Source organism: Bifidobacterium sp. W8114 (assembly GCF_016101165.1).
Taxonomy (GTDB): Bacteria; Actinomycetota; Actinomycetes; order Actinomycetales; family Bifidobacteriaceae; genus Bombiscardovia; species Bombiscardovia asteroides.
The window spans coordinates 16,190-41,260 of record NZ_JACFRA010000005.1; the positions used below are offsets into that span (position 1 = coordinate 16,190).

General features: G+C 63.1%; 18 protein-coding genes. 12 read left to right on the forward strand and 6 right to left on the reverse strand.

Translation table 11 applies throughout. The features are described 5' to 3' along the window. Positions 1-2: 2 nt before the first annotated feature. From H3T89_RS07510 to pknB, 5 genes are read left to right on the forward strand one after another with little or no spacing between them, the layout of a single operon-like run. Positions 3-1,577, forward strand: a complete 1,575-nt coding sequence (locus H3T89_RS07510) for a BofC C-terminal domain-containing protein (RefSeq protein WP_110416667.1) — start codon at positions 3-5, stop codon at positions 1,575-1,577. Beyond that, on the forward strand, positions 1,574-3,097 hold the full coding sequence (locus tag H3T89_RS07515) for an FtsW/RodA/SpoVE family cell cycle protein (RefSeq protein WP_198216695.1): 1,524 nt from the start codon (positions 1,574-1,576) through the stop codon (positions 3,095-3,097). Before H3T89_RS07510 ends, H3T89_RS07515 begins: the two co-directional genes overlap by 4 nt. Next, positions 3,094-4,557: a peptidoglycan D,D-transpeptidase FtsI family protein gene (locus H3T89_RS07520; protein ID WP_198216696.1), complete on the forward strand. Its 1,464-nt coding sequence runs from the start codon at positions 3,094-3,096 to the stop codon at positions 4,555-4,557. Before H3T89_RS07515 ends, H3T89_RS07520 begins: the two co-directional genes overlap by 4 nt. Further along, entirely contained in the window at positions 4,554-5,546 is a 993-nt protein-coding gene (locus tag H3T89_RS07525; RefSeq protein ID WP_198216697.1) for a serine/threonine-protein kinase, read from the forward strand. The genes H3T89_RS07520 and H3T89_RS07525 overlap by 4 nt, the downstream gene beginning before the upstream one ends. Next, a complete protein-coding gene (gene pknB, locus H3T89_RS07530; RefSeq protein WP_198216698.1) occupies positions 5,543-7,705 on the forward strand; it encodes a Stk1 family PASTA domain-containing Ser/Thr kinase in 2,163 nt (720 codons plus the stop codon). Before H3T89_RS07525 ends, pknB begins: the two co-directional genes overlap by 4 nt. A gap of 237 nt (positions 7,706-7,942) precedes the next feature. Here the strand turns inward: pknB and H3T89_RS07535 are convergent, their stop codons facing one another. Both H3T89_RS07535 and H3T89_RS07540 read right to left on the reverse strand, forming a co-directional pair. Continuing rightward, on the reverse strand, positions 7,943-9,058 hold the full coding sequence (locus H3T89_RS07535; RefSeq protein WP_198216699.1) for a class E sortase: 1,116 nt from the start codon (positions 9,056-9,058) through the stop codon (positions 7,943-7,945). Further along, positions 9,059-9,811, reverse strand: coding sequence for a DUF881 domain-containing protein (locus H3T89_RS07540; protein WP_015021113.1), 753 nt, complete (start codon positions 9,809-9,811; stop codon positions 9,059-9,061). Between the two features lie 90 nt (positions 9,812-9,901). Here H3T89_RS07540 and crgA point away from each other — a divergent pair, with 90 nt between their 5' ends. Then, complete coding sequence (crgA, locus tag H3T89_RS07545; RefSeq protein WP_015021112.1) at positions 9,902-10,342, forward strand: cell division protein CrgA; 441 nt, start codon at positions 9,902-9,904, stop codon at positions 10,340-10,342. A 416-nt stretch (positions 10,343-10,758) separates the two neighbouring features. On the opposite strand, the gene H3T89_RS07550 is transcribed toward crgA, so the two are convergent. Continuing rightward, positions 10,759-11,520 (reverse strand): rhomboid family intramembrane serine protease, encoded by a 762-nt coding sequence (locus H3T89_RS07550; protein ID WP_232348546.1) that lies wholly within the window; start codon positions 11,518-11,520, stop codon positions 10,759-10,761. 153 nt (positions 11,521-11,673) lie between these two features. On the opposite strand from H3T89_RS07550, the gene H3T89_RS07555 reads away from it, so the two are divergent. Then, the gene (locus H3T89_RS07555) at positions 11,674-11,904 is read left to right on the forward strand and encodes a hypothetical protein (protein WP_015021110.1); all 231 of its coding nucleotides are present in this window, start codon (positions 11,674-11,676) and stop codon (positions 11,902-11,904) included. Positions 11,905-12,037: 133 nt separating this feature from the next. Next, on the forward strand, positions 12,038-12,457 hold the full coding sequence (locus H3T89_RS07560; RefSeq protein WP_198204118.1) for a sterol carrier family protein: 420 nt from the start codon (positions 12,038-12,040) through the stop codon (positions 12,455-12,457). A 27-nt stretch (positions 12,458-12,484) separates the two neighbouring features. Here the strand turns inward: H3T89_RS07560 and H3T89_RS07565 are convergent, their stop codons facing one another. After that, the gene (locus H3T89_RS07565) at positions 12,485-12,868 is read right to left on the reverse strand and encodes a DUF3073 domain-containing protein (protein ID WP_015021108.1); all 384 of its coding nucleotides are present in this window, start codon (positions 12,866-12,868) and stop codon (positions 12,485-12,487) included. A 153-nt stretch (positions 12,869-13,021) separates the two neighbouring features. On the opposite strand from H3T89_RS07565, the gene trpS reads away from it, so the two are divergent. Next, entirely contained in the window at positions 13,022-14,107 is a 1,086-nt protein-coding gene (gene trpS / locus H3T89_RS07570; RefSeq protein ID WP_198216700.1) for a tryptophan--tRNA ligase, read from the forward strand. Here trpS and H3T89_RS07575 read toward each other — a convergent pair. Beyond that, positions 14,104-15,996, reverse strand: a complete 1,893-nt coding sequence (locus tag H3T89_RS07575) for a threonine/serine ThrE exporter family protein (protein ID WP_232348553.1) — start codon at positions 15,994-15,996, stop codon at positions 14,104-14,106. The genes trpS and H3T89_RS07575 overlap by 4 nt on opposite strands. A 306-nt stretch (positions 15,997-16,302) precedes the next feature. On the opposite strand from H3T89_RS07575, the gene H3T89_RS07580 reads away from it, so the two are divergent. From H3T89_RS07580 to H3T89_RS09130, 3 genes are all read left to right on the forward strand, one after another. Further along, positions 16,303-19,062: a phosphoenolpyruvate carboxylase gene (locus tag H3T89_RS07580; protein ID WP_198216702.1), complete on the forward strand. Its 2,760-nt coding sequence runs from the start codon at positions 16,303-16,305 to the stop codon at positions 19,060-19,062. A 279-nt stretch (positions 19,063-19,341) separates the two neighbouring features. Then, positions 19,342-19,488 (forward strand): hypothetical protein, encoded by a 147-nt coding sequence (locus H3T89_RS07585; protein ID WP_198216703.1) that lies wholly within the window; start codon positions 19,342-19,344, stop codon positions 19,486-19,488. Between the two features lie 241 nt (positions 19,489-19,729). After that, positions 19,730-22,885 (forward strand): RCC1 domain-containing protein, encoded by a 3,156-nt coding sequence (locus H3T89_RS09130; RefSeq protein WP_332461490.1) that lies wholly within the window; start codon positions 19,730-19,732, stop codon positions 22,883-22,885. Positions 22,886-23,401: 516 nt separating this feature from the next. On the opposite strand, the gene H3T89_RS07595 is transcribed toward H3T89_RS09130, so the two are convergent. Continuing rightward, positions 23,402-25,039 carry a glycoside hydrolase family 36 protein gene (locus tag H3T89_RS07595; protein WP_198216705.1) on the reverse strand — a complete coding sequence of 546 codons (1,638 nt, stop codon included), beginning with the start codon at positions 25,037-25,039 and terminating at the stop codon, positions 23,402-23,404. Between the last annotated feature and the right edge of the window lie 32 nt (positions 25,040-25,071).

The following is a 25,071-nucleotide window of genomic DNA, read 5'->3' on the forward strand; positions in this document are numbered from 1 at the left end:
CCATGACCAGGAACGATGCGAGTAAAAAGCTGTTCCTCTACTCCACGGCGGTTTCAGACGTGGGGTACGTGCGCAGCAACAACCAGGATTCGGCCTTCGCCGGCGAGCGCCTGGTGGCTATGTGCGACGGCATGGGCGGCCACGCAGGCGGGGATACAGCCTCGACCATAGCCATCCGATCCCTGGCCCACATCGAACGCGACGACCGGGAACAGGACGTGCAATCCCTGGCCCGGATGATGGAGACCTCAGTCATCGCGGCCCATGACGCCATCGTAGGCAAGGCCAAGCGCGAACACCGCCTGTCAGGCATGGGCACCACGGTCACGGCCCTGGCTCTGGCCGACGACTCCTGGGTGCTGGCCCATATCGGGGACTCCCGAGGCTACCTGCTGCGGGAAGGCAAGTTGATCCGGATGACCCAGGACCACTCCTACGTGCAGCACCTGATCGACACCGGCCGCATCTCCCCGGCAGAAGCCCGCAACCACCCTCAGCGCAACGTGGTCATGCGGGTCCTGGGGGACTTCGACATCGACCCCCGTCCGGACATCTCCATCTCCAAGGCCTTGCCCGCAGACCGCTGGATGATCTGCTCGGACGGCCTCTGCGGCGTTCTGGAGGACTCGACCATCGCCGAAGTGCTGTCCTCGGTCTCGGACCAGGCAGAGTGCGCCCAGCAGCTGGTCACTTTCGCCCTGAAGGCCGGCAGTACCGACAACGTGACCGTGGTCATCGCCGATGCCACGCTGGCCCTGGACGCCGATGCCTTCGATCTGCCCCATCAGACCCCCTTGGTCGGTGGCGCGGCCAGCTCCAACCTGGAGGCCCTGGCCGACATTCTGGATGAGCCAGTAGCGGCCGCACCGCGCCTACGCGACGAGTCCCGGGAATCCCCCGCCAAGCGGGCCGCCGACCTGGCCCAGGACCGGGATGCCGGCAAGCAGGAGGACGAGGATGACGATGTCCGCACCGCCCAACCCTCGGCTGCACGCGAAGAGAGCGGCGAACGACATGTGCCCGACACCAGCGAGATCCCCGTCGTCCACAAGAAGGACGGCTCGGACTCTGCCGACCCCTACGACCCGGACGTGGCCGACGCCATCCACAAGGAGCACCTGGAGCAGCGCAAGCGTCAGCGCTCAAGGCACCGGCGGATTCGGCTGATCCTGGCCGGCATCATCACGCTGGTAATCCTTGCCCTGGCCGGAGGCACGGCGGCTGCCTACCGCTGGAGCCAGGAACAGTACTACCTGGGCACGGACCAGGGCCGAGTTGTCATCTACCAGGGCGTGCCCACCAAGGCCTTCGCCCTCTCGCTGTCCCACCCGGTGCAGACCACGGACATCGCCGTCAAGGGTCTGCCCCAGTCCTGGCGTGACCAGCTGGAAGAGGGCATCACCGTCTCCAGCATGGACGACGCCAAGGAGCACGCCCGTCTGATTCGCAAGGAGGCCGGCGACCTCAAACGCGAGCACGCCAAGGAGGCCAAGGACGAGTCCGACCAGACATCGGCTTCTCCCTCAGCCTCGCCCTCACCGTCGGAAACCGATCAGGGCGGGCGGCAGAAGTCATGATCATCACCCGTCTGCGCCGCATAGGCCTTCTGCTCTTCTCCCTGCTGGTGGGGTTCATCTGCTTCTTCCAGATGTTCGCCCGTGTGGCGGGCCACTTCCCCAAGGATTATGCCGCCCTGTTGGCAGTCACAGCCGCCCTCTTCATCGCCCTCTGGGTCCTGCTGGAGATTTTTCAGCCTTACGGCAGCCAGGCCATCCTGCCCGGCATCGTCATCCTGAGTTCACTGGGAATCACCCTGATCACCCGCATAGATCTGCGCAACGCCCAAATCGGCCAGCCCACACGGGTGGGCTTCACCCAGCTGATCTGGCTGTGTCTGGCCCTGGTCCTGTGTGGACTGCTGGTGGTGCTGCTCCGGGACTATAGGCTGCTGCGCCGCTTCTCCTATGTAAGCATGGTAGTGGGCCTGGTCCTGCTTCTTTCGCCCATGCTGCCCGGCATCGGCCGTGAAATCGGCGGCGCCCGCATCTGGATAGGCGTGGGGTCGCACACCCTGCAACCCGGCGAATTCGCCAAACTCTTCCTGGCTTTCTTCTTCGCCGCCTACCTATTCGACCACCGGGACCAGCTGGCCGTGGGCGGCAAGAAAGTCCTGGGCATGCGGATGCCCCGAATCAAGGACTTTGGCCCCATCATCATCGTCTGGCTTATTTCGCTGGCCGTCCTGGTCATCCAGCATGATCTGGGCACCTCGCTGATGTACTTCGCTATGTTCGTGTCCATGCTCTATGTGGCCACCGGCCGCACCAGCTGGATTGCCATCGGCTCGGTCTTCTTCGTCATCGGGGCTGTGGCGGCATCCATGATCTTCGCCCACGTGGGTGCCCGTGTGGACGCCTGGCTGCACCCCTTCAGCGATGCTGAGTTCAGCAAGGCCTTCGGAGGATCCGGCCAGCTGGTGCGCGGCATCTTCGGCCTGGCCGCCGGCGGGCTGACCGGCACCGGCCTGGGCCAGGGACGCCCCTGGATCACCCCCCTGGCCAACTCCGACTTCATCTATACATCGGTGGGCGAGGAGCTGGGGCTGAGCGGCCTGCTGGTGGTCCTGGCCCTCTACCTGGTCATCGTGGCCTCGGGCATGATCACGGCCATGAAGATCAAGGACGGCTTCGGCAAGCTTCTGGCCTCCGGTCTGGTCTTCACCATGGCCTTCCAGGTCTTCACGGTGGTGGGCGGCATCACCCTGGTCATTCCCCTGACCGGCCTGACCATGCCCTACATGGCGGCGGGTGGCTCCAGCCTGGTGGCCAACTGCATCCTGGCCGTCCTGCTGATCATCATCTCCAACGCGGCCAACAAGCCTGCGCCGGAGGTCAGCTCGGACACCTTCAAGTACGAGGCCTTGGCCGTGTTGCGCCAGCAGGAAACCAGCAAACGCGACGAACAGGACGACTCGGACTCCGAAGAGCCCCATGGTCATCATGCCGGGCCGATCGAGCCAACCGACCAGGACGAGGAGACCGATCTGCCAGCCACCGGTCGCATCCCCGTCCGCCAAGTTCGAGGAGGTGGACAGTGAACAAGGCCCTGCGTCAACTCTTCAACGCCGTCATCGTCCTCTTCGTCATCCTGGGGCTTTCCAGTTCCATCATCATGGTGATCCGGGCGGGCAGCCTTAACTCGGACCCCCGCAATCTGCGCGCCCTCTACCACGAGTATGCGGCGCCCAGGGGGGCCATCCTGACATCGGACGGTGCCGTCATGGCCCAGTCCGACCCCATCAACGACTCCTTCCAGTACCAGCGGCACTACCACAAGGGGCCCGTCTACGCACCCATCACCGGCTATTACTCCATCACCAGCCCGGCAGACCGGGGAATCGAAGCTTCGCGCGACCGCCTGTTGAGCGGCCAATCGGACAGTCTTTGGATGGACCGGCTCAAGTCCCTCTTCACCGGCACACAGAACAAGGGCGCATCCATCGAGACCTCCATCAATCCCCAGATGCAGGAGGCCGCCTACGCCATGCTGGGCAACCTGTCCGGTTCGGTGGTGGCCATCGAGCCCTCCACAGGCCGCATCCTGACCATGGTCAGCACACCGAGCTACAACCCCGAAGACCTGACCGCCCACGACAGCGGCGATGCCTCCCAGGCCTACCAGAAGCTGGCCTCCCGTTCCGACAACCCCATGCTCAACCGGGCCACCTCGCAGCTGTATCCGCCCGGGTCCACCTTCAAGGTGGTTGTGGCCGCCGCCGCCCTGGAGTCCGGCCAGTATCACCCCGATAGCCAACTGCCGGCCGGGGCCTCATACACATTGCCCGGCACCAACTACAATCTGACCAACACCACTACAGCGGCCGGCGGGGTCAACGGGAAGATCAGCCTGGAGAATGCCCTGGCCTACTCATCCAACACGGCCTTCTCCCAGCTAGGGGTCGCCCTGGGCGGCAAGACGCTGGCAGCGCAGGCCCGCAAGTTCGGCTACGGCTCCACCATCACCCTGGACGGGACCACCTCCACAGGACGGCCCATGAAGGCCGTGGCCTCCAAATTCCCCGAGGACCAGTCCCAGGACCGGATCGCCCTAGCTTCCATCGGCCAGGGGGACACCCTATCCACCCCACTCCAGGCTGCCATGACGGTCGCCGCCGTGGCCAACGGCGGCAAGCTCATGCAACCGACCCTGGTGGACCGGGTGCGCTCCAGTGACCTCAGCGTCATCAGTGAGACAACGCCCTCGGTCTACTCACAGGCCTTCTCATCGGACACCGCCAAGGCCCTGACCACCATGATGGAGGCAGTAACCACCAAGAGCTACCCGGAGCTTGAGATTCCAGGAGTGCAGGTGGCCTCCAAGTCCGGCACAGCCCAGATCGGCACGGGCAATACGGCAAATGACGGGTGGATGGTAGGATTCGCTCCGGCCGACAAACCCAAGGTAGCCGTAGCCGTCGTGGTGCATGGAATCTCCTCCTATGGCATAGACATTGCCGGGCCAATCATGAAACGCATCATGCAGGAGGCTGCCAAGTGAAACTGGTACAAGGACAGCTCATCCATAGACGGTACCGTCTGGACCGTCGCCTGGCCCAAGGGGGCATGGGCGAAGTCTGGAAGGGCTATGACATCGAACTGGGACGAGTTGTGGCCATCAAGGCCCTGCGCGAGGATCTGACCAACGAGGAGTCCAAGCTGCTGCGGCTGCGGGCCGAGGCGCACAATTCCGCCAACCTGGCCCACCCCAACATCGCCGCCCTCTTCGAGTACTACGAGCACGACGGCATCGGATTCCTGATCATGGAATACGTGCCCAGCCAATCCCTGGCAGACATCTATCGGGACCGGGGCGCCCTGGACCCCATCGAGCTGCTGCCCATCCTGATACAGACGGCCCGAGGGCTCTACGTGGCCCACTCCCACGGGGTCATCCACCGGGACGTCAAGCCGGCCAACATCATGGTCTCCGACACCGGCGAGGTCAAGATCACCGATTTCGGGGTCTCCTACTCCACCAACCAGGGGCAGATCACCCAGGACGGCATGGTGGTGGGCACGGCCCAGTACATCTCGCCCGAGCAGGCCCAGGGCCTCCAGGCCACCCCCCAGTCCGACATCTACTCCCTGGGTGTGGTGGCCTACGAGGGGCTCTGCGGGCACCGGCCCTTCACCGGCGCCACCCCGGTGGACATCGCCGCAGCACACGTCAACGACCCTGTGCCGCCACTGCCCGACTCGGTGGACAACCAACTCATGAACTTCGTCATGTCCATGCTGGCCAAGGACCCGCGAGACCGCCCGGCAAATGCCCTGGTAGTCTCGCACACCCTGGCCAGGATCGAACAGCGGCTGCTGGACCAGCAGCTGGGCGAGACGGAGGTCATCGACCCGCGCGCGCCCATGCCTCGACGCATTATGAGCAGGCCACACGCGGCAAAAGACATCTTCAGGCCCTTCTGGGGGCACTATGGAGGAGGAAGCGCACAGCGCGGCCTTGAAGCGACGAACGGAGGGGATACCCTATGAGCATCACACTGCCGCCATCCCTAGCGGACGGACGCTACCGTCTGGGACAGCTGATCGGACGCGGTGGCATGGCCGAGGTCCACAAGGCTGTGGACACGCGTCTTGGAAGGACGGTCGCGGTCAAGATCATGCGTTCCGATCTGGCCAACGACGAGGTCTTCCTATCGCGGTTCCGGCGGGAGGCTCACTCGGTCGCCCTGCTCAACAACCCCAACATCGTCTCCATCTATGACTCGGGCGAGGAGATACTGACCGACGACCAGGGCAACCATGAGCGGGTGCCCTACCTGGTCATGGAGTACGTCAAGGGACAGACCCTGAGGTCCATCCTCAAGGAGAACGGTGCTCTGAGCCAGCGCGACAGCGAGCAGGTCATGCTGGGCATGCTGAGCGCTCTGGACTACTCCCACCACATGGGCGTCATCCACCGGGACATCAAGCCCGGCAACATCATGATCTCGGAGCAGGGCATCGTCAAGGTCATGGACTTCGGCATCGCCAGGGCCATGGACGATTCGGCCGCCACGATGACCCAGTCTCAGGGTGTGGTGGGCACGGCTCAGTACCTGAGCCCTGAACAGGCCCGCGGCGAGAGCGTGGACATGCGCTCCGACCTCTATTCGGCCGGCTGCGTCCTCTACGAGATGCTGACCGGGCGGCCGCCCTTCAACGGGGATTCGGCCGTGGCCATCGCCTACCAGCACGTCACCGAGGTGGCCACCCCACCCAGCACCATCGTGCCCGGCCTGCCGAAGATGTGGGATTCCATCTGCGCCAAGGCCATGGCCAAGGACCGCCAGAACCGGTACGCCACGGCCGCCGCCTTCAAGAGCGACATCCTGGCCTTCATGAACGGCGGAACCCCGGTAGCTGCCGCCTTCAACCCGCTGACCGACCTGGCCAATGTCAAGGCCCGCAAGGATGCCGAGCAGGGCACCGAAACGGCAACCCTGCCGCTGACCGAAGAGGAGACGGCAGCCACCCAGGCCTTCAACCCTGTTCAGGACCCGCTCAATCCGGCCGCCGCCACCGATGTAGCCACGGCTGAGCGCACGGCCACCAGGGCGGCCCAGAAGAAGTCCAAACGGCGCAAGCAAATCATCATCGGCGCCATCGTGACGGCTTTGGTCCTATTGCTTGCTGGATTGGGCGCGTGGAACGTCCTAAGCCGAAACCGTCATCCGATGGCCGAGGTACCCACCATCAACGCGCAGATGTCGCGGATCCTAGCCCGTGAGAAGGTCACCGCCGCAGGCTTCCAATACCAGGAGAAGGAAGACAACGACTCGGCCGAGCCCAAGGGGACCTTCACCAAGCAGAGCCCCAAGGGCGGAAGTATGGCTCCCAAGGGCTCCACAGTGACCGTCTGGTTCTCCTCCGGGCCCAAGGACTCGGCCATCCCCGATGTCAAGGGCAAGACCCAGCAGGAGGCCCGCAGAACCCTGGAGAAGGCCGGATTCAAGGTCTCTCCCGCTGCATCAGTGGAAGATAGCCAGGATGTACCCAAGGACCATGTGACCCGCACGGATCCCGCTGCAGGCCAAAGCGTGGCCAAGGGGACCAGCATCCTGATCTACATCTCCTCGGGTATGACCAAGGTGCCCGATCTGTCTGGCAAGACCAAGGACGACGCGACCAAGATTCTACAGAACCTGCACTTCAACATCACCATCCGCGAGCAGGCCTCCAACACCGTGGCCAAGGATATGGTGATCAGCACCGATCCGGCTGCCGGGTCCTCCATCCAGCAGGGAGCCATGATCACGGTCACCGTCAGCAACGGCATGCAGCTGAGCAACTACATCGGCATGACCCTGGGCGAGGCCAAACGCAACCTGGGCCAGGGGGTCAACATCACGGTCAACGGCCCCAATAACGACAACGCCGAGGTAACCGGCCAGGATCCCACCTCAGGTTCCTCCTTCGACAAGTCCAAGGACACCATCACCCTGACCACGGCCATCCGCATCCCGCCCTTCTCCCAGGGCGAGACCTTGGGCAGCTACCGGCAGAAGCTGACCAACAGCGGTGTCAGCGCCGACAGGGTGACCTCCATCGGCAAGGACACGGACAAGGTGACCGCGGTCAGTCCTGGGGCCGGCAGCAGGGTGGACGACAGCACCCCCATCACGGTGACCACCGTAAGCTCCAGCAACTGACCCCATGGCTCGGCGGCCAAAGTCTTGCCGCCGAGCCATATCGTTGGTCATATAGGACCGGTCAGAGTTAATACGGGGTGAACATAGCGGCATCTACCAGACCATGACCGCAGAAGAGTCTTGGGTAAACCTCGGGCAATTGCTTCTGGCAGTCGGCAATGCATGACACCAATAAGCGGCGGGGCCGCAGAATCGCATTGTATTCCGCGGTCCCGCCGCTTTTCCATGCCGCCTAGGTCAGAAGGTGGAGTAGTTGGACATCTGTCTGAGCATGGGCACGTTACTGGCCAGCCATGGGAAGCCCCATTCCATCAGGGCACAGGCCAGAGCCAACAGGAGCAGAATCAGCAGAAGCCAGCGGATCGGCGCTATACCGGACTGATGCCGCAGCAGCCAGCCGTAGAGGCTGATCATGGGCTGGGGCTTCTCGCCCTTGCGAATCTGCCGCAGCAAGGGGTAACGCCAGGCAGCCAGGGCCGCCAGGTAGATGATCAGATAGGCTGCTACCAAAACCATGAAGATCGGCTGCAGAGAACCCAGCTTGGCCACGACGGAGCCCTTGTCGTCCGCAAAGGCCACTTTGCTGCCTCGGTCACCCAAAAGCTCCTTGGGCACTCCGTCGGACACCTTGGCCCAGTAGCCGAATTCGCCCCAGCTTATCCAGCGGTGGGTGGCCGTGGTGTACTTGGGCTCACAGGTGGTCAGCGTGATCATGCGCCGATCAGGAGACTCGTTGGGCGAATAAGGGTTGGGAGCGATAACGCTGACTTCGTCGGCAGCGACGATCTTGTAGCGGGTGTAGTGGTAGACGTACCAGTAATCCTTGGTGCGCAAAACGATGGCATCGCCTACCCGTAGCTCATCCACATGACCCAGCGGCTCACCATAACCGGCACGGTGTCCGGCCAGGGCTACGTTGCCTATCTCGCCCAGCATCTGCGTATTGGGGTAGTGTCCCAGTCCCGCGTAAGCCAGCTCCCGGGGCGATGTGCCCTGAACTACGTTGCGCTCCCAATTCTGTCCAAAACGAGGAATGTAGGCCTGGGCCATCAGTTCACCCTCGGAGGCCTGCTTGGGCTGCACTGGTGGCGCCCCTTTCTGAGGCTTGGCTACCTTGCGGGAGTCACCGGATCCCGGGTTACTCCAGGAGGTCGAGGCACGGGCCTCCAACTGCTGATGCTCGGACTGCACGCCGGTCCACCAGAGCTGCCAGACCACGTAAAGTGCGCAGACGACGGCCAGCGTAATCAGCAGCTCCCCTACGATTTCTGCAATGCCCACCAGCCAGGTTCGCCGCTTATCCGCCGGTTCATCGACCGACGTCTTGTCGTTTCCCGAGTCCTCTGTCGTCATTTACCGTGCCTTCTCATCTAGCGATGCGTACTGGAGTGGCTGCAGGACAGCCGTCGTCTCAGGGAATCTCAGATTGTCCGAAGACTCGACATCCCAACCCAGACCCACCGTATTCACATACTCCTTGTAAATTCGGATGGATGGCGAAGCATTCAGGGACTTGGTCATCCGATCGACTGGTCCTATGGCTGAAATCTTATATGGCGGCGAGTACTTTCGGCCGTGCAGCAGCAACACATTGCCCACGCATCGCACAGCCGTGGTGGGCAGAACCCGCTGATCCTGGATCCTCATGGACTCGGCTCCCCCGGCCCAGAGCGCGTTGACCACGCTCTCCACGTCCTGCTGGTGGATGACGTAATCGTTGATGTTGGCCGTCGACCCGTCGGAACCAACCTTCTGTTGCCAGAGCGGGGAATCATTGAGGGTCACCGTCAGCCCCGGCCCCTGGACGGCCTTGAGCACCGTACCAGAGCCGGGGTCCTCGCGGGCCTGGTCCGAGCTGCCCTTGTCGTCGGTCAGGGTCTTCAGCGCGTTGATCTGCGAGCTCATATCATTGATGTCCTTGCGCAGCTCAGCAGCCTTGTTCTCGCGCTCCTCCACCAGCCCGGCCGTATCCGAGGTGACCGTGACCGTCCTGTTGACGCGGATGTTGGTGGTCAGCATGAACCCGACCAGGGCCAGCACCACAGCCACGGCCACTGTGCCGACCAGGGACCTGCGCGCACCGTGCCGTCCTGTCCGTCTGGTCATAGGCATACCCTCATCCTCGTCTGCGATAGTATTACGTTCGAGTCTAACCGCTACTATGGCTTAGTAGATCTACTGAAGGAGAATAACCTCATGGCAGAGCATCAACTCCATGATGACGAGGACGATGCGGTGGACGAGGCCAAGAAGACCGAGGCCGAGGACAAGACCGCTGGCACTGGCGAGGATGCCGAGGACGAGGAGTACGGCCTGTCCATGGACAAGGTGGAGGCCGTGCTCAACCAGAGCGTTGACAAAAAGCACATGACTCCGCAGATGCGCCGCATCGTGCAGCGTCAGGAGGAGAACACCCGTCGCGTGGAGGACACCATCAAGAGCACCAAGGCCAATCCGCGCTGGTTCGTGCCCCTCTTCGTCACGCTGATGGTGGTGGGCCTGATCTGGATCGTGGTCTACTACATCTCCTCCGTCAGAGGCAGCGTCTTCCCCATCCCCGGCATTGGCAACTGGAACCTTGCCGTGGGCTTTGGCATTCTGCTGGTCGGCTTCCTCATGACCATGTGGTGGCACTGATCCAACAGCATTACTCTTCAGGAACCCCGCAACCGTCCAGGCATGGCTGTGGGGTTCTTTGTATGCCCATCCACACCTGAGCGTCAGGCATGTGTGGATTCAAGCATCCAGCTCCACCTATTTCATCCACCGATCCGAAACTCAATCTAAAGTTATCCACAATCGCCCGAATTCCTCGTGGACGGCTTAAGGCACTCGTCCACAACCCTACTGCTGATTGAGTTCTGCATTCACTTATCCACTTTTTACAGGTATATATACACCAGTTCTGAATACTTATTCCCAGGTTATCCACAAGATTGTCAACAAATGTGGATAGATGACATCCATGTCATTTATCAATTACCGGACCCAAAACGAGGACGAAATAGTCGGCAGTCAACGGCAGGCAATCGACAGCAGGCAGATGCTGATTTTCAGCGCAAGGGGTTGAACATGTTGCAGCCCAGAGCCAGCAGAACCAGAGCCAGCAGGAAGATCAGCGTGGGCAACAGCCAGGAGAGCAGACCATGCACCCGGGAGCCAGGCCGGCCCACGTGCAGCAGGACCAGCATGAAGAGGCCGCCGACTATGAACCCGCCCACATGATCCTGCCAGGCGATGCCGGGCACGAACAGAGGCATGCAGAAGTTGATGGCCATCCAGACCACCATGGAAATGATGTCAATCCCCAGACGGCGGTAGACCACCAGAATGGCGGCGAAGAGCCCGAAGAGCGCGCCCGAGGCCCCGATGGCCGACGTGCCCCATCCGTTGGGCGCCAGGACCGCATAGACCATCAGCCCCAGGTCTCCGCCCAGCCCGCTGATTATGTAGAGGGCCAGGAACCGCCCATGCCCTATCAGATTTTCCAGCACCGGCCCCACAACCCAGAGGGTGATCATGTTGAAGAGGATGTGCGAAACATTGGTGGCATGCAGAAATATGTTGGTCACAAACATCCAGGGCTCATGAATGGCTGCAATCGGCACGAAGGCCCAGTAGCCCAGCAAAAGACGCTGGTACCGAAGCGGAGCCAGCAGATACAGGGCCATCTGGATGACCCAGGCAACTATGCAGATCAGGGTGATGGCTATGGTCACCACCGGAGCATGGTCACCCCAGTACCGCCGGATCCATCCCCGCGGCCCCCGACCGTTCCCTCCGCCTGTGAAACTGGTGCCCATGCCATTGACCATGAACCATACCTTACCTGACAGCCCAGCCCGGGTGTGCGGTTTCCGTGCCGCAATGGCACCGATGCGCCCCACAGTTCGCCGCTTTCTACTAGGATGTTGACTAGGTCGGTCGAAGTGGGCAGGACCGACGAAAGTCGTCGAAAGGAGCCAAACATGGAGAATTCATCTTCAAACGGCTGGAAGTTCTTTGCACTGCTCTTCGGCACGCTGCTGGCCGGCGTTGTCGCTCTGTTCGTATACAAGCAGCAGAACCCGGATTATGATCCCTGGGAGGAGCCCTGGGAGAACAGCTCATCGCCAGTCGACCTGGGCCTGGCCAAGGATGAGGAGGACAAGGGGTCCGAGGATCCCGAGACCCCTCTGCAAGCGGGCGCACAGGCCTGACTGTTCCGGTCGGGAAGGAATCCGACCCAGCGTCAAGGACGTGAGGGCAACGGATTCCTTTTTTCATGCCTGACTTCGGCCTGACCACAGTCTGTTGGACACGCCTGTTGGGGCGGCGCGTCACAATGGAGCCATGAGTGCCATACGGGAAGCAGACATGGAAGAGGGCCGCCGGGATTTTCTGACCTGGCGCGATGCGGCCAAGGAGGCCGCGAATAATCTGGGCCCGGAGGGCGACCGCCTGTCAGTGGCCCCACAAACGGATAGGCGTAGCAAGGCCATGGCGGTCCGCTATTCCTTGCACATGCTGGAGATCAAGGCCCCCGGCCCCGGTGTGGAGGTCAGGGTGGCCCCCTGGGGAGCCGTCAAGATTCTGGACGGTCCTGCATCCGACCCGCATAACCTGACCCCGCCCGACGTAATCGAGCTGGACCCGGATGTCTGGCTGCGGCTGGCCGCCGGCATCACCGACTGGAGCGAAGAAGCCGCCGCCGGGCATATCAGCGCCGTGGGCGAACGCGACGATCTGCACGAGCTGCTGCCGCTGGTATGACCAATAGCCGGCTACCTCGGCGGTCGGCTACTTGCTCGCCGACCCCTTGGCTGCGGTCTTCTGGTCCTTATGGTGTTTGAGCGCGCTGGGCACGGGAATGGGTATACGCTTGTGCGGCTTGGGCGTGGCTGGCATCTCCCCAGAGGTGGCTTTGGCAGCAGCCTCGGCGGCCCACCGGGCGTAATCGTCCAGATCATCGTCCGGGGAATCCTCGGGAGCCTGGCCCCCCGATTTGCGCGAATCCGGCTTGGAGTACTCCTCTTCAACCATTTTGAAGGGATCTTTGCCCTTGGTTCCGGGTTCCTTGCTGCTGAGCTCTTTGGCCAGCTCGTCGTAATCCGTGTCCGTTGTCAGATATTTGAGCTTCCGGGCTATTTTCGTCTGCTTAGCCTTCTGACGTCCGCGGCCCATCCGACCCCCTTCGCCAGGTAACGTGCACTTAGGCAACTTGAATGTGAATTTGCATCATTTATGAGAGTACCACCTGAGCATCTTGTCGGCTCGGACTTTTACCATAAAAGCAATTCCCAGAAGGACATTCGGCACGACGACGAGGGTGGGACCATGCAGGAAGAAGTCACAGCGGCAGGCAATGAGATCAGCGACAGCTTCAGAGCCGCCAAGCATCGGTCCGACCAGGTGCTGGCCGAGCTGGACAAGAATCCGAGCCGCTACACCATGCTCACCGGCGACCGCCCGACCGGCAGGCTTCATCTGGGCCATTACTTCGGCTCCATCCGCGAGCGTGTCCAGATGCAGAACCGCGGCGTACCTACCAACATCGTCATCGCCGACTACCAGGTCATCACCGATCGGGACACCACGGAGCACATCCGCGACAACGTGCTCAACCTGGTGCTGGACTATCTGGCTGCGGGCATCGACCCCAAGAAGACCATGATCTTCACCCATTCGTCCACCCCCGCAGAGAACCAGCTGCTGCTGCCCTTCCTCTCCCTGGTGACCGAGGCCGAGCTCCACCGCAATCCCACCGTCAAGGCCGAGATGGAGGCCAGCGGCCACGCCCTGACCGGCCTGCTGCTGACCTACCCGGTCCACCAGGCCTGCGACATACTCTTCTGCAAGGCCAACGTGGTGCCCATCGGCAAGGACAACCTGCCGCATGTGGAGCTGACCCGGACCATCGCCCGCCGCTTCGACGAGCGCTACCCCGGCCAGGCCCCGGTCTTCCCCGAACCTGATGCCATCCTGTCCGACACCCCTGAGATCCCGGGCCTGGATGGCCGCAAGATGAGCAAGTCCTACGGCAACTCCATCATGCTGGGCGCCACCGCGGAGGAGACCGCCAAGCTGATTCGCAAGTCGCCCACCGACTCCGAGCGCAAAATCACCTTCGACCCTGTGAACCGCCCCCAGGTCTCGGCCCTGCTGACCACGGCCGGCCTGGTGACTGACCGGAAGCCCGAGGACATCGCTGAGGAGATCGGCAATGCCGGCTCAGGCGCCCTCAAGGCCTATGTAACCAAGTCGGTCAACGAGTTCCTGGCACCCCACCGCGAGCGCCGTGCCGAGCTGGCCAAGGACATGGACACTGTGCGCGACATCCTGGTCGAGGGCAACAAGCGCGCCAACCAGATAGCCGAGGAGACCCTTGATCAGGTCCGCTCGGCCATGGGCATGAGCTACTAAACGTCGTACCGCCAGGAACGGTCGGTCAGCACCCGGGCCGTGACCAGGCCTATGGGCAGGCAGATGATGACCATGAAGGCCCGGAAGGCCCAGTCCAAGGCGTTGAGCGTATTGAACTGCCCCAGGTAGAACATGGCTCGGTACATATACAGACCGGGTACCATGATGACGATGGATGGCACGGTCAGGCTGATTCTTGGATAGCCCAGGTGGGGCGGCAGCAGGCCGTGGCGGACCGAGGAGCGCCAGACCGTGGCCAGCATGCCGGCCAGGAAGGCACCCAGAAAAGCGGCCATCTCCGGAGGGACATGAAGCAGGTCCTGCATCTCCAGGCGCATGGTGTCGGTCAGAGCGCCGATGACGGCGGCCACCAGGGCCATGCGCTGGGGTGAGTTGAAGAGGACCGAGAAGCCCCAGACCCCGCAGAATGCTGCAATCATGCGCAGTCCGGCCATCAGCAAGGGACTCAGGTTCATCGGTTCAAAGCCCTGGGGGTTGAGCATGACCATCCGCGCCACGGCCCAGCCACCCAGTGTGGCCACCAGGATGATCGAGAAGGCGTATGTGATGCGCTGCACCCCCGAAGGGAAGTCCAGCTTAGCGATGTCCAGGCCGCCGGTGACCAGGGGAAAGCCGGGGATGACGAAGAGGATGGCGCCGATATAAGCCGTGTCGTGCTTGAGAGCCACCGGGTCGAAGATACCCACCAGTCTCAGCGTGCCGACGCAGGCCAGGGCGGCAATGATGACCGCCACCCCGGTAGCGAAGAACTGGTTGATCCGCCTGCCCAGCATCTGTCGACGCACCCACTGGCCTATGCCAGCGCCGACAAAAGCCCCGGCCATATCGTAGAGGCCGCCGCCCAGCAGGAAGACGAAGGCTGCGCAGGCCACGGCCGAAGCGAAGCCCGAGAAGAGGGGCGAATAGAGGGGTTTGCGGCGCTCAATCAGGTCCAGGCGTTCATGCGCCTGCCGGACTGTGATGCCACCCGCTGCCTGCGGCTCTGGGTACGCGGACTTGTCAGAGGAGGCAGGCTTATCGGCAGATACAGCCTCTTTGAAAGACGTGGACCGGTCAGAAGACGCTGACTGTTCAGAAGACGCAGCGCTCTCGGAAGACCTGGCCTTCTCATGTGCTTCGCCTTGAGTTGACGCAGATTGTCTGGACGCAGGCCGCTCAGCCCCCGAATCGCTCCCTTGGCTGGTTGCAGAAGATTCAGTGACTGCAGAACCAGCGGCACTCGAATCTGAATTCTCAATCGCGGCGGCAGCAGAAACGGAAGCAGCCTTGGAATCGTTGGAATCCCCCGGCCGAGGCGTGGAGCCTACGGTTCCCAGACCGGCGGCTGTCCTGGTGTCCATGGCCGCCGCATCGATCCGGCTCTGGCTGATCTCGTCCTCGTTGTGTACGGCAGTGGCCACCGCGTCCTTGAGCGCCTTGGCCGCATCCTGGTCCTGGGCCAGCACCTCCTTGACCGCCTTGCGGGCCGCCGCGTAGACGTTCGGCTCGTCCAGGTTGTCCACCAGCTCCCGGGAGACCACCGTCATGGCGTGGTAGGTCCCTGCTTGCCCGCACTTGACGCTGAGCCAGTCGGCGAAGTGTTCCAGCAGCCAGATCCGCTCGGTGTTGACCCCGGTGGTGGGCAGGTCCACCACCTCGGTGATTCGAGACACGCCATCCGTGCAGGTGGCCTCGATGTCGGTCAGGTTCACGTCGGCCCGCACATGCACGCCCATGGGGTAGGCAATCCTGTGCATCATCTCGCGCACGCGGAAGCTTCCCGTTCCAGCCCCCAGCTCCAGCATGCCCACCCGCACGATCAGGCTGGTCTTGGCCGCGATGCAGGCCTCGACGATGGGCTTGTCGTAGTCGCGTTCAATATCCTCCATATCCAGTGGGATGGAATGGGTGTGGTACTTGCTTACCCGTCTGACCTCGGCTGCGGTCCTGCCGCGATAGCCGTCCTTGGAACTCCCGCTCTTGAATTTCACACCCACATTCATACTCCACCCGGGTCACGTGCCCTTGCACCGCCGCACGGGATCATGAAACGTATCCGACCCGGAAGCGTCCTAGAATGGGCCGCGAGCCATCGAACCGAAGGCTGTGGGCCTGCAACGCCGACCACCAATAACCGCGGAGGAGCCGTGGAATGGTCGAAGACCGGGCAACCTGCGATTCGACAAGGAGGACTGATGACAGATAGTAATCAGCAAATCACGGCTGCCGATGCGACCCTGGTCACATCCGGCACCGGGACCAAGGGGCCGGAGGAACGCAAGCTGCCTCAATCGTTGGATGAGGACATGGCCTTGTGCCTGCGGCTGCTCAGGGATGTGTTGGGGGAATTCGATCAACAGCTGCTCAAGCGGTTCGACTCCCTGCGCGAGGACGTGATGACGGCCAGCGCCGAGCACTTCAACCGCCACCCCTCGGACCCCGTGCCTGACGAGGACGGCCTGTCCAAGGCTGTGGCCCTGATCGACGACACCTCAGTCAAGGATTCCCAGTTGCTGGCCCGCGCCCTGACCACCTACTTCCATCTGGCCAACCTCTGCGAGGAGAACTACCGGGTGAAGGTCCTGCATGAGCGCGAGGGCAAGGTGGATCTGAAGGTCAAGGGCACCGACCCCATCAACGAGATGACCAGCGCCTACAGCCAGCTCCTTCAGGAGATGGGCCCGGCCAAGGCCTCGGAGCTGCTGGAGAAGCTGGAGTTCCACCCCGTCTTCACCGCCCACCCCACCGAGGCGAGGCGCAAGGCCGTGGAGGGCAAGATCCGGCGCATCGCCAACCTGCTGGCCGTCCGCCGCGGCCTGGGCGGCTCCGAGCTGGAGGAGAACGAGCGTCTGCTGCACAACGAGATCGACGCCCTCTTCCGCACCTCGCCCATCGCAGCCAAGAAGCCGACGCCCGTCGAAGAAGCCAACACCATTCTGGACATCTTCGACGCCACGCTCTTCGAGACCATTCCCAAGGTCTACCGCCGCTTCGACGACTGGATGCTGGGCAAGAAGGCCGGCATGGTCAAGCCCGTCTGCCCCGCCTTCTTCCACCCGGGCAGCTGGATCGGCTCCGACCGCGACGGCAACCCCAATGTGACCGCCAAGGTCTCGCGCAAGGTGGCGCGCAAGTTCTCGGACCACATGCTTGAGGCACTGGTCAGGGCCACCACCACCGTGGGCCGCAATATGACCATGGAGGTGACCACCACGCCCCCCAGCTCCGAGCTGAGGAGCCTGTGGAGCCACCAGAAGGAGATGAGCGAGCGCCTGACCGACCGGGCCACCACCATCTCGCACAACGAACTGCACCGGGCCGTGGTCCTGGTCATCGCCGACCGTCTGCAGGCCACCATCCAGCGTGACGCCGACCTCATGTATGCCGACTGCGACGACTTCATCGCCGACCTGCGCGTGGTCCAGGACTCCCTGGCCAAGGCGGGCGCGGTCCGTCAGGCCTACGGCCCCCTGCAGGATCTGATCTGGCAGGCCCAGACCTTCGGCTTCCACATGGTGGAGATGGAGTTCCGCCAGCACTCCCTGGTCCACGCCCGCGCCTTGGAGGACATCCGCGAGCACGGCCTGCATGGCGAGCGCGGCGAGCTGCAGTCCATGACCCACGAGGTGCTCGACACCTTCCGGGCCCTGGGAGCCATCCAGAAGCGCAACGGCCAGAAGGCCGCCCGCCGCTACATCATCTCCTTCACCAAGTCGGCGCAGAACGTCAAGGACGTCTACGAGCTCAACCGGCTGGCCTTCGAGCATGCCGAGGACGTGCCGGTCATCGACGTGATCCCCCTGTTCGAACAGCTGGAGGACCTGCAGAACTCGGTGGACGTGCTGGAGGAGATCATCAAGATCCCCGAGGTCCAGGCCCGGCTCAAGGAGACCGGCAACAAGATGGAGGTCATGCTGGGCTACTCCGACTCCTCCAAGGATGCCGGCCCCGTCTCGGCGACCCTGGCTCTGCACTCCGCCCAGGAGCGCATCGCCAAGTGGGCCGAGAGCCACAACATCGATCTGACCCTCTTCCACGGACGCGGCGGCGCCGTAGGCCGTGGCGGCGGCCCTGCCAACCGTGCCGTACTGGCCCAGCCTGTGGGCTCGGTCAACTGCCGGTTCAAGCTGACCGAACAGGGCGAGGTCATCTTCGCCCGCTACGGCAACCCGGTCCTGGCCATCCGCCACATCGAGTCGGTGGCTGCGGCCACCCTGCTCCAGTCCGCGCCCAGCGTGGAGGAGCGCAACACCACCATGACCGAGAAGTACGCGGACATGGCCGACGAGCTGGACCAGGCCGCCCACGAGCGCTTCCTGGACCTGCTGCACACGCCGGACTTCGCCCCCTGGTTCTCCATCGTGACGCCTCTGAACGAGATCGGCCTGCTGCCCATCGGTTCCCGGCCGGCCAAGCGTGGTCTGGGCGCCAAGTCCCTGGACGATCTGCGGACCATACCCTGGGTCTTCTCCTGGGCGCAGGCCCGCATCAACCTGGCCGCCTGGTACGGGCTGGGCACCGCCTGCGAGAAGTTCGGCGACCTGGAAACCCTGCGTCAGGCCTACGAGGAGTGGCCGCTCTTCAGCACCTTCATCGACAACATCGAGATGAGCCTGGCCAAGACGGACGAGCGCATCGCCAAGATGTACCTCTCCCTGGGCGACCGGGACGACCTGAGCCAGAAGGTCCTCTCGGAGATGGAGCTGACCCGCAAGTGGGTTCTGCAGATCGTGGGCGACGAGTGGCCCCTGCAGCACCGCCACGTGCTGGGCCAGGCCATCCGGATCCGCTCTCCATATGTGGACGCCCTGTCGGTGACCCAGGTGCGCGCCCTGCGGGCCCTGCGTCGTCGCAACGACAAGGAGGAGCTCAGCAAGAGCCAGCAGGCCGACTTCATCTACCTGATCCTCTGCACCGTTTCGGGAGTCGCCGCCGGCCTGCAGAACACCGGCTGATCTCCGCTTGACGATTTAAGGGTCCCGCCTCCCGCAGATAGCAGGAGACGGGATCCTGTAGTATTCGAGTGCTCCTGATGCGGCTGTATGTCACTTGTTGGCTGGGTGGTAGGGTGAGAGAAGGGGGAATCGAGAAGACGGCTGGCTTCTGTTATGGTTACTGCAATTCGGTGCGGGATGGTGTTGACAGACTGGACAGCTTTCCGACAGGAAAGACGTTAATGTTATAGGCAGGCGGTGTTGATACCGCTTGGTGTTTGGTGAAGGGGTTTTGGTTTCATGCATCTGGTTTCCCGTCTGCGTCGCATCACGGCGATGACGACCGTCCTGCTGGGCCTGCTGGCAGGCCTGGGCGTCGCGTCCGCCCAGGCGGACGCTCCCATACTCACCGGGGGGGGGGGGTCGTCAGACCCCTCGCGTAGCTGAGCAAACCCCCGCCACTGTCCCCGGCAACGCATCAAATATCCCACTTTCCTCGCCATCGCCGATACAAGCCACCCCGCCGTCAAGCCCAGCAACGCCAAGCCCGCACGCCCCGTCACCGCCGACGGGAACACCTGAGGGCACAGGCTCCGCTCCGGCCAAGTCAGCAGAGAAGACGGCTGATCGCGCCGCGCGCACGGTGCGTTTCGACCCGGCCGACGGCGGCACGCCCACACAGGAGACCGTGAAGACCGGCACCCTCGCCACGCCCCCGCAACACAACCCTCAACGTGAGGGCTTCCGGTTCGACGGGTGGATGCTCGACGGCCAGCCCTACGACTTCCAGACCCCCATCCTGCAGGACACGACCCTGAAAGCCCAGTGGACCAAAACCACGGACTGGACGCTGAGCCCGGAGCACGGGCCCGCCACCGGCGCCCGGCTGACCATCAGCCCGCCCGACAGGCAGGAGCCCTGCTACACGAGCATCCAGGCCGCAGGTAACCAGATTGTGGGCCTGACCGGGGACGGCCGCATCCACACCTGGACACAGGAGGGCGCACCCGTGCAGGTGCCCTTCCCGGCCCAGGCTCCCGACGGGTTCCGCTACCTGCAGGCCGCGGCAGGCAGCCGACGGCAGGCGGCACTCGGATCCGACCGGCGGATCTACACCTGGGACAGCCGACAGCCCGCGCCCACGCTCCTGGACACCGGCCAGGACGCCGGGTTCACGAGCATCAGCATCAACGACGACCGGCTGCTGGCCGTGGACCGGCAGGGACAGGTCCACGCCTACCAGGCCGGACAGGCCGACAGCCAAAACCCGAACCCGAAACCCGCAGCACAGGAAACCATCGGCCTGCCCGGAAAGGCGCAGGCCGTCCTCGCCGCCGCATCCGGCAGCCGGATCCTCATCGTGGATACGGACGGGCAGGCCTGGACCTGGGAGACGGCCAATGCCGGAAGCGCCAAGCCTTCACGCGCCGAGCAGGACCCGGGCATGCGCACCGTTCAGGCCCAGGCCCTCAACCAGGGGTTCCTCCTCCTGGACGCGGACGGGCAGGCCCGGTACCTGGACGACAACACAGCCAGTTCCGCAACCCTCGGTCTGCCCGAAAACAGAAAAGCCAGCCGTATCGCCGCCAACAAGGACCAGGCCGTGATCACCAGCACGGACGGCCGCATCTGGACCTGGAAGCCCGGCGCAACAGCCATCCGGGCAGACAACGGGGAACAACCCTACACGCAGGCCGCCGCTGCCGGCAGCAGCATCACCGCCATTAACCGACAGGGCGACATGTTCACGTGGAGCCTGGACGCTCAAAACAATCCGGGCAAGCCAGCCAGAACCGACAATGCCACCGGACCCACCATGGAATCAGCCAGCATGGACGGCCAGGCACTGACACTCAGCAGGAAAGACCGCTCCTGGCAGACGGAAATCCCCGCCCGCAAGCCCGGGCCAGCCGCCATCACACTCGCCGGCAGGCAGGACGGCCAACCCTTCACCAGGAGCCTCAGCTACACCGTCGACCAGACACTGACCAGAAACAACCAGCAAAGATCCACTTACAAAGTCACTTTTAATGCGGACGGAGGAAACCCCGAACCAGCAGATCAGAATTTCTCCACCCCAAACAGCAGAGTCAAACGCCCCTCCCCCGACCCGACGCGCGAAGGCTATCAGTTCGACGGATGGTTCACCGGCAACATCGCCTACGACTTCAGCAAGCCCGTCACCAAGGACCTCATTCTCACCGCCCACTGGACGCCAGGCACTTGGACCATCAACCCCGACAAGGGCAGCCAGCTCGGCGGACAACAGACCACCATCACCCCCCCACCCGGCCAAGGCATCAAATTCAACCAGATCAGCGGAGGGAAAGACGAAAAGAACGGCTCTAGTTTTTCCCTGGCCGTGGGCAGCGACGGGAACGCCTACGCCTGGGGAGGCAACGTGTATGGCCAAATCGGCGACGGGAAGACCACTCAACAGACTACGCCGGTCATGGTACTTAAGCCTGCAGGCGTGCCAGCAGATTTTACCTATGTGCAAGTCAGCGCGGGATACTCTCATTCGCTGGCCGTGGGCAGCGATGGATACGTATACGCCTGGGGACGGAACAACTATGGCCAGCTCGGCAACAACGCAACAAATGATTCATCTGTTCCTGTGCGTGTGCGCGACCCTAGTAGCCCCACAGACGAGAACAAGGGACTGAAGGCCATACAGGTGAGCGCCGGAGCCTATCATTCGCTAGCAATCGACAGCGACGGATACGTGTACGCCTGGGGAGGCAACTTCGATGGTCAGCTCGGCAACAATACCATTGGCGACTATTCGACTCCAAATCCTTTACCTGTGCACGTGCGCGACCCCAGTAGCCCCACAGACGAGAACAAGGGACTGAAGGCCATACAGGTGAGCGCCGGAGCCTTTCATTCGATAGCTGTGGGCAGCGACGGATATGTGTACACCTGGGGATTCAACTACTGGGGCCAAATCGGCAACAACATCAGCGGCTTCAATAAGTATTCGTCTGTTCCCGTGCTCGTGCAGGACACCGACAAAAACAAGGGACTGAAGGCCATCCAGGTGAGCGCCGGAGGCGATCATTCGCTAGCAATCGACGAAGATGGGAAAACGTGGTCATGGGGAAGGAACGACCATGGTGAGCTCGGCAACGGCAACAATGACGACAGAGCCGTTCCGGGACTGGTACGGTATCCGGGCACAGTGACAGCCTCGCAGGTGAATGCCGGGCTCTATCATTCGCTGGCAATCGACGAAGATGGAAACACATGGTCATGGGGAGACAACACTGCTGGTCAGCTCGGCAACGATGACACGAGCGATCTTTCCTCCCCTGTGAGGGTGTTGGCCTCCGCGCAATCCACGAGCTCAGGCGGCCCCTGGCTGAAGGCTGTACAGGTCAGCGGCGGATGGTATCATTCGCTGGCGATCGGCGCGGACGGCAATACAGAAGTATGGGGGAGTAACCAGTATGGTGAGCTCGGCAATCCGAATGCAGGAAGCCAAAGTCTGACCCCCGTGCCCGTGGTGTTCAATCTGCAGCCGGTGATCACAGGCGTCAAGTTCGACACCGGCTCCGGTACGAACCTGACCCCTGTCAGTAACAGCAATAACGTGACCGTGTTCACGCCCGCACACCAGCCGGGCACGGTCACGGTCAGCGTGGACTACACGCTGGGCGGCGCACCCCAAACACCGGACACCTCCCTCAGGTACACGTACCTGCCTGCAGGCGTGCTCCCCCAGGCCGGAGGGGAGGGCATCCTGCTCGCCCTGGCCACCGGCATGACCGGCATGGGCGGGGTCCTGGCCTCGCGCCGCCACCGGAGGGAGACACGCCGACTATTGCACGCTTCGCACGAGTAAGAGCGGCCGGGCGGCGTATCAATCCCCCGCCCCCGGCCCATACAGGGGGGCAGGGAGGAACGTGCCACTTTAAGGCTCAAACCCCAAGAGAGCCGACACTTCCCTCCCGCGCCCCCACCACACTTCTGCAGGCAGAAGCCGAGGGCAGACATGCACGCCCCCGTCCCCGCCCGGGAGAGGAGGAAACACGGCCAGACCGGCCAGGAGGCTTAACAGCCCCAACCTGCTTGGCCGCTCTTTACTCATCCCGTCAATCATGAGTTCCGCCGACACTGGATCAGGCTGTCATAGTCATTGCGCGATGATAGGGTTGTATCAACTGTACAAAGACGCAGAAACGGATGACATGCACCGTCTGTTGGGGAGACAGTCGGCAGAGCTCTTGGGAGGCTCTGTAAATGTCATTATCGGATATTCCCCACTGTACTTCGCACGAGTAAGGCCGGATTCCCATCACTGCAATCCGGCGAACAGGCGGCTGTGCCCATCCCAACCGAGCACGGCCGCCATCTACTTCTAGACGGCGGAAAGATACCCGTCGTAGCGCTCGGGCATGTCCGCGAACTCCAGGCCAGCCGGCTCATACCAGGAGTATCGGCGAGCGCCGCCGTCGTCAGTCCAAATTTCAGGGCAGTCGTTGACCAGCCAGTCCGAGGGGATGGCATGGGCGCCGCCGGTCGAGGCCAAGGCCAAGGCCTGCCCGAGCTGGTTCTCCTGATCGGCGGTCAGACCGCCGGGACGGGCTGAGAAGAAGAGCGGGGTGCCGGTCCGCGCCAAGAGATCCATCCACTGGCGGTTGAGCTCCCAGTCGATTGAGTCGGATATGCCCACGCAGTCGGCGTCGGTGGCGTAGAAGCTCCCGTTCTGAGGCAGGCGGAAGGCCAGGGTGTTGACTCCGATCTGCCTGGTCCGCTCCCACTGCAGGCCGCTGGTGTCGTCGCCGGTCCGGTTGATCTGCATGAAGCCGACGCCCAGGTGGCCGACCACATTGCACCCTTGGACCAGCATCCCGGCCTTGGTAGCCTGCTCGAATATGGCCCGGTAGAGCTGCTTGACCACCTGGGCGCTGGTCAGGCTCCGGTCGTAGAAGTGCCAGCCGTCCGGGCTGGGCCAGGGGTTCATCTGGAATCCCCACCTGCCCAGCAGGTCGAAGGTACTGAAATCATGCTTGACCAGCTGGTAGCCCCACTCCCCCAGCTGGGCGACGTCCTGGCGGATGTAGTCCAGGGCCTGCGGGTTCGAGGGGTCCAGGCATCCGTTGTGCGGGAGCCTGAACTGGTCGGCAATGGCCTCGTCCTCGTTGAGGAGCGGACGGTACCAGATGCCCGGTTTGATGCCCATGGCCTTGATCTGGTCGGCCAGGGCGCCCATGTCGCCGAACTTTTGGTTGCCACGCCGCCAGGGGCCGCCGTTGTAGTCCTCAAGCCGGTGGTGGTCCTGCCAGCCGTCGTCCACGACCATGGTGGGGCGGTGGGCGTTGCCCTGGGTCAGGTCGGCCAGATACTCGGCATCGGCAAGAATCCGGGAACGGCTGGAGTCCCCGTAGGCGTAGTACCAGTTGTTGCTCCCGTAGACCGGCTCAGGGGGCATAAGGCCCTTGCGGCTGATCCGGGAGCAGAAGTCACTGGCCACAGCAAAGACCGGACCGCCAGCCCGCTCCTGGAGCGGATATTGCAGGCAGATGATGGTGGCCGCTTCAAGCTGCCGTCCGTCCAGAACCAGACCACTGCCGCCGTTGCGCAGGTCAAGGAAGAGGGTGATGCCGGCCGTATCGACCTGCCAGAAGCAGAAAGCGTTGGGACCGGTGGCCACCCCGTACCCCTGGGCCTGCTCCTGACCTGCCGCCAGGAAGTACCAGGGCATGAACCGGTTGGCACGCATGGTCTGGAAACCCATGCGGCCGTAGCCACGCTCCCAGGCATCGCCCAGGTAGAGGTCGTCGGAGGACATGGGCCTGGTCCAGCGCAGCGCCAGGGACCGGATGGGGGTGGAGCCGGCGGTCAGGCTGACCGTCAGAGCGGATTCGCCCTTGAGGCTGACCCTCGCATCGGGGGCTGCGTGGAAAGGCCTGCCTGCGGGCGCTGTCTCCCTGTCGGCATCGGTGGTCAGCGTAATCCAGTCCGGCTCTCCCAGGCTAAGGCTGGTTGGGTTCATGATTCAGTGCTCCTTCATCCCCGTGGTGTGGC

Excerpts from the sequence above, each read along its gene's own strand:
- H3T89_RS07510 (WP_110416667.1), top strand. The coding sequence starts at position 3 with ATGACCAGGAACGATGCGAGTAAAAAGCTGTTCCTCTACTCCACGGCG.
- H3T89_RS07515 (WP_198216695.1), top strand. The coding sequence starts at position 1,574 with ATGATCATCACCCGTCTGCGCCGCATAGGCCTTCTGCTCTTCTCCCTG.
- pknB (WP_198216698.1), top strand. The coding sequence starts at position 5,543 with ATGAGCATCACACTGCCGCCATCCCTAGCGGACGGACGCTACCGTCTG.
- H3T89_RS07535 (WP_198216699.1), bottom strand. The coding sequence starts at position 9,058 with ATGACGACAGAGGACTCGGGAAACGACAAGACGTCGGTCGATGAACCG.
- H3T89_RS07540 (WP_015021113.1), bottom strand. The coding sequence starts at position 9,811 with ATGACCAGACGGACAGGACGGCACGGTGCGCGCAGGTCCCTGGTCGGC.
- crgA (WP_015021112.1), top strand. The coding sequence starts at position 9,902 with ATGGCAGAGCATCAACTCCATGATGACGAGGACGATGCGGTGGACGAG.
- H3T89_RS07550 (WP_232348546.1), bottom strand. The coding sequence starts at position 11,520 with ATGGTCAATGGCATGGGCACCAGTTTCACAGGCGGAGGGAACGGTCGG.
- H3T89_RS07555 (WP_015021110.1), top strand. The coding sequence starts at position 11,674 with ATGGAGAATTCATCTTCAAACGGCTGGAAGTTCTTTGCACTGCTCTTC.
- H3T89_RS07560 (WP_198204118.1), top strand. The coding sequence starts at position 12,038 with ATGAGTGCCATACGGGAAGCAGACATGGAAGAGGGCCGCCGGGATTTT.
- H3T89_RS07565 (WP_015021108.1), bottom strand. The coding sequence starts at position 12,868 with ATGGGCCGCGGACGTCAGAAGGCTAAGCAGACGAAAATAGCCCGGAAG.
- trpS (WP_198216700.1), top strand. The coding sequence starts at position 13,022 with ATGCAGGAAGAAGTCACAGCGGCAGGCAATGAGATCAGCGACAGCTTC.
- H3T89_RS07575 (WP_232348553.1), bottom strand. The coding sequence starts at position 15,996 with ATGGAGGATATTGAACGCGACTACGACAAGCCCATCGTCGAGGCCTGC.
- H3T89_RS07580 (WP_198216702.1), top strand. The coding sequence starts at position 16,303 with ATGACAGATAGTAATCAGCAAATCACGGCTGCCGATGCGACCCTGGTC.
- H3T89_RS07585 (WP_198216703.1), top strand. The coding sequence starts at position 19,342 with ATGCATCTGGTTTCCCGTCTGCGTCGCATCACGGCGATGACGACCGTC.
- H3T89_RS07595 (WP_198216705.1), bottom strand. The coding sequence starts at position 25,039 with ATGAACCCAACCAGCCTTAGCCTGGGAGAGCCGGACTGGATTACGCTG.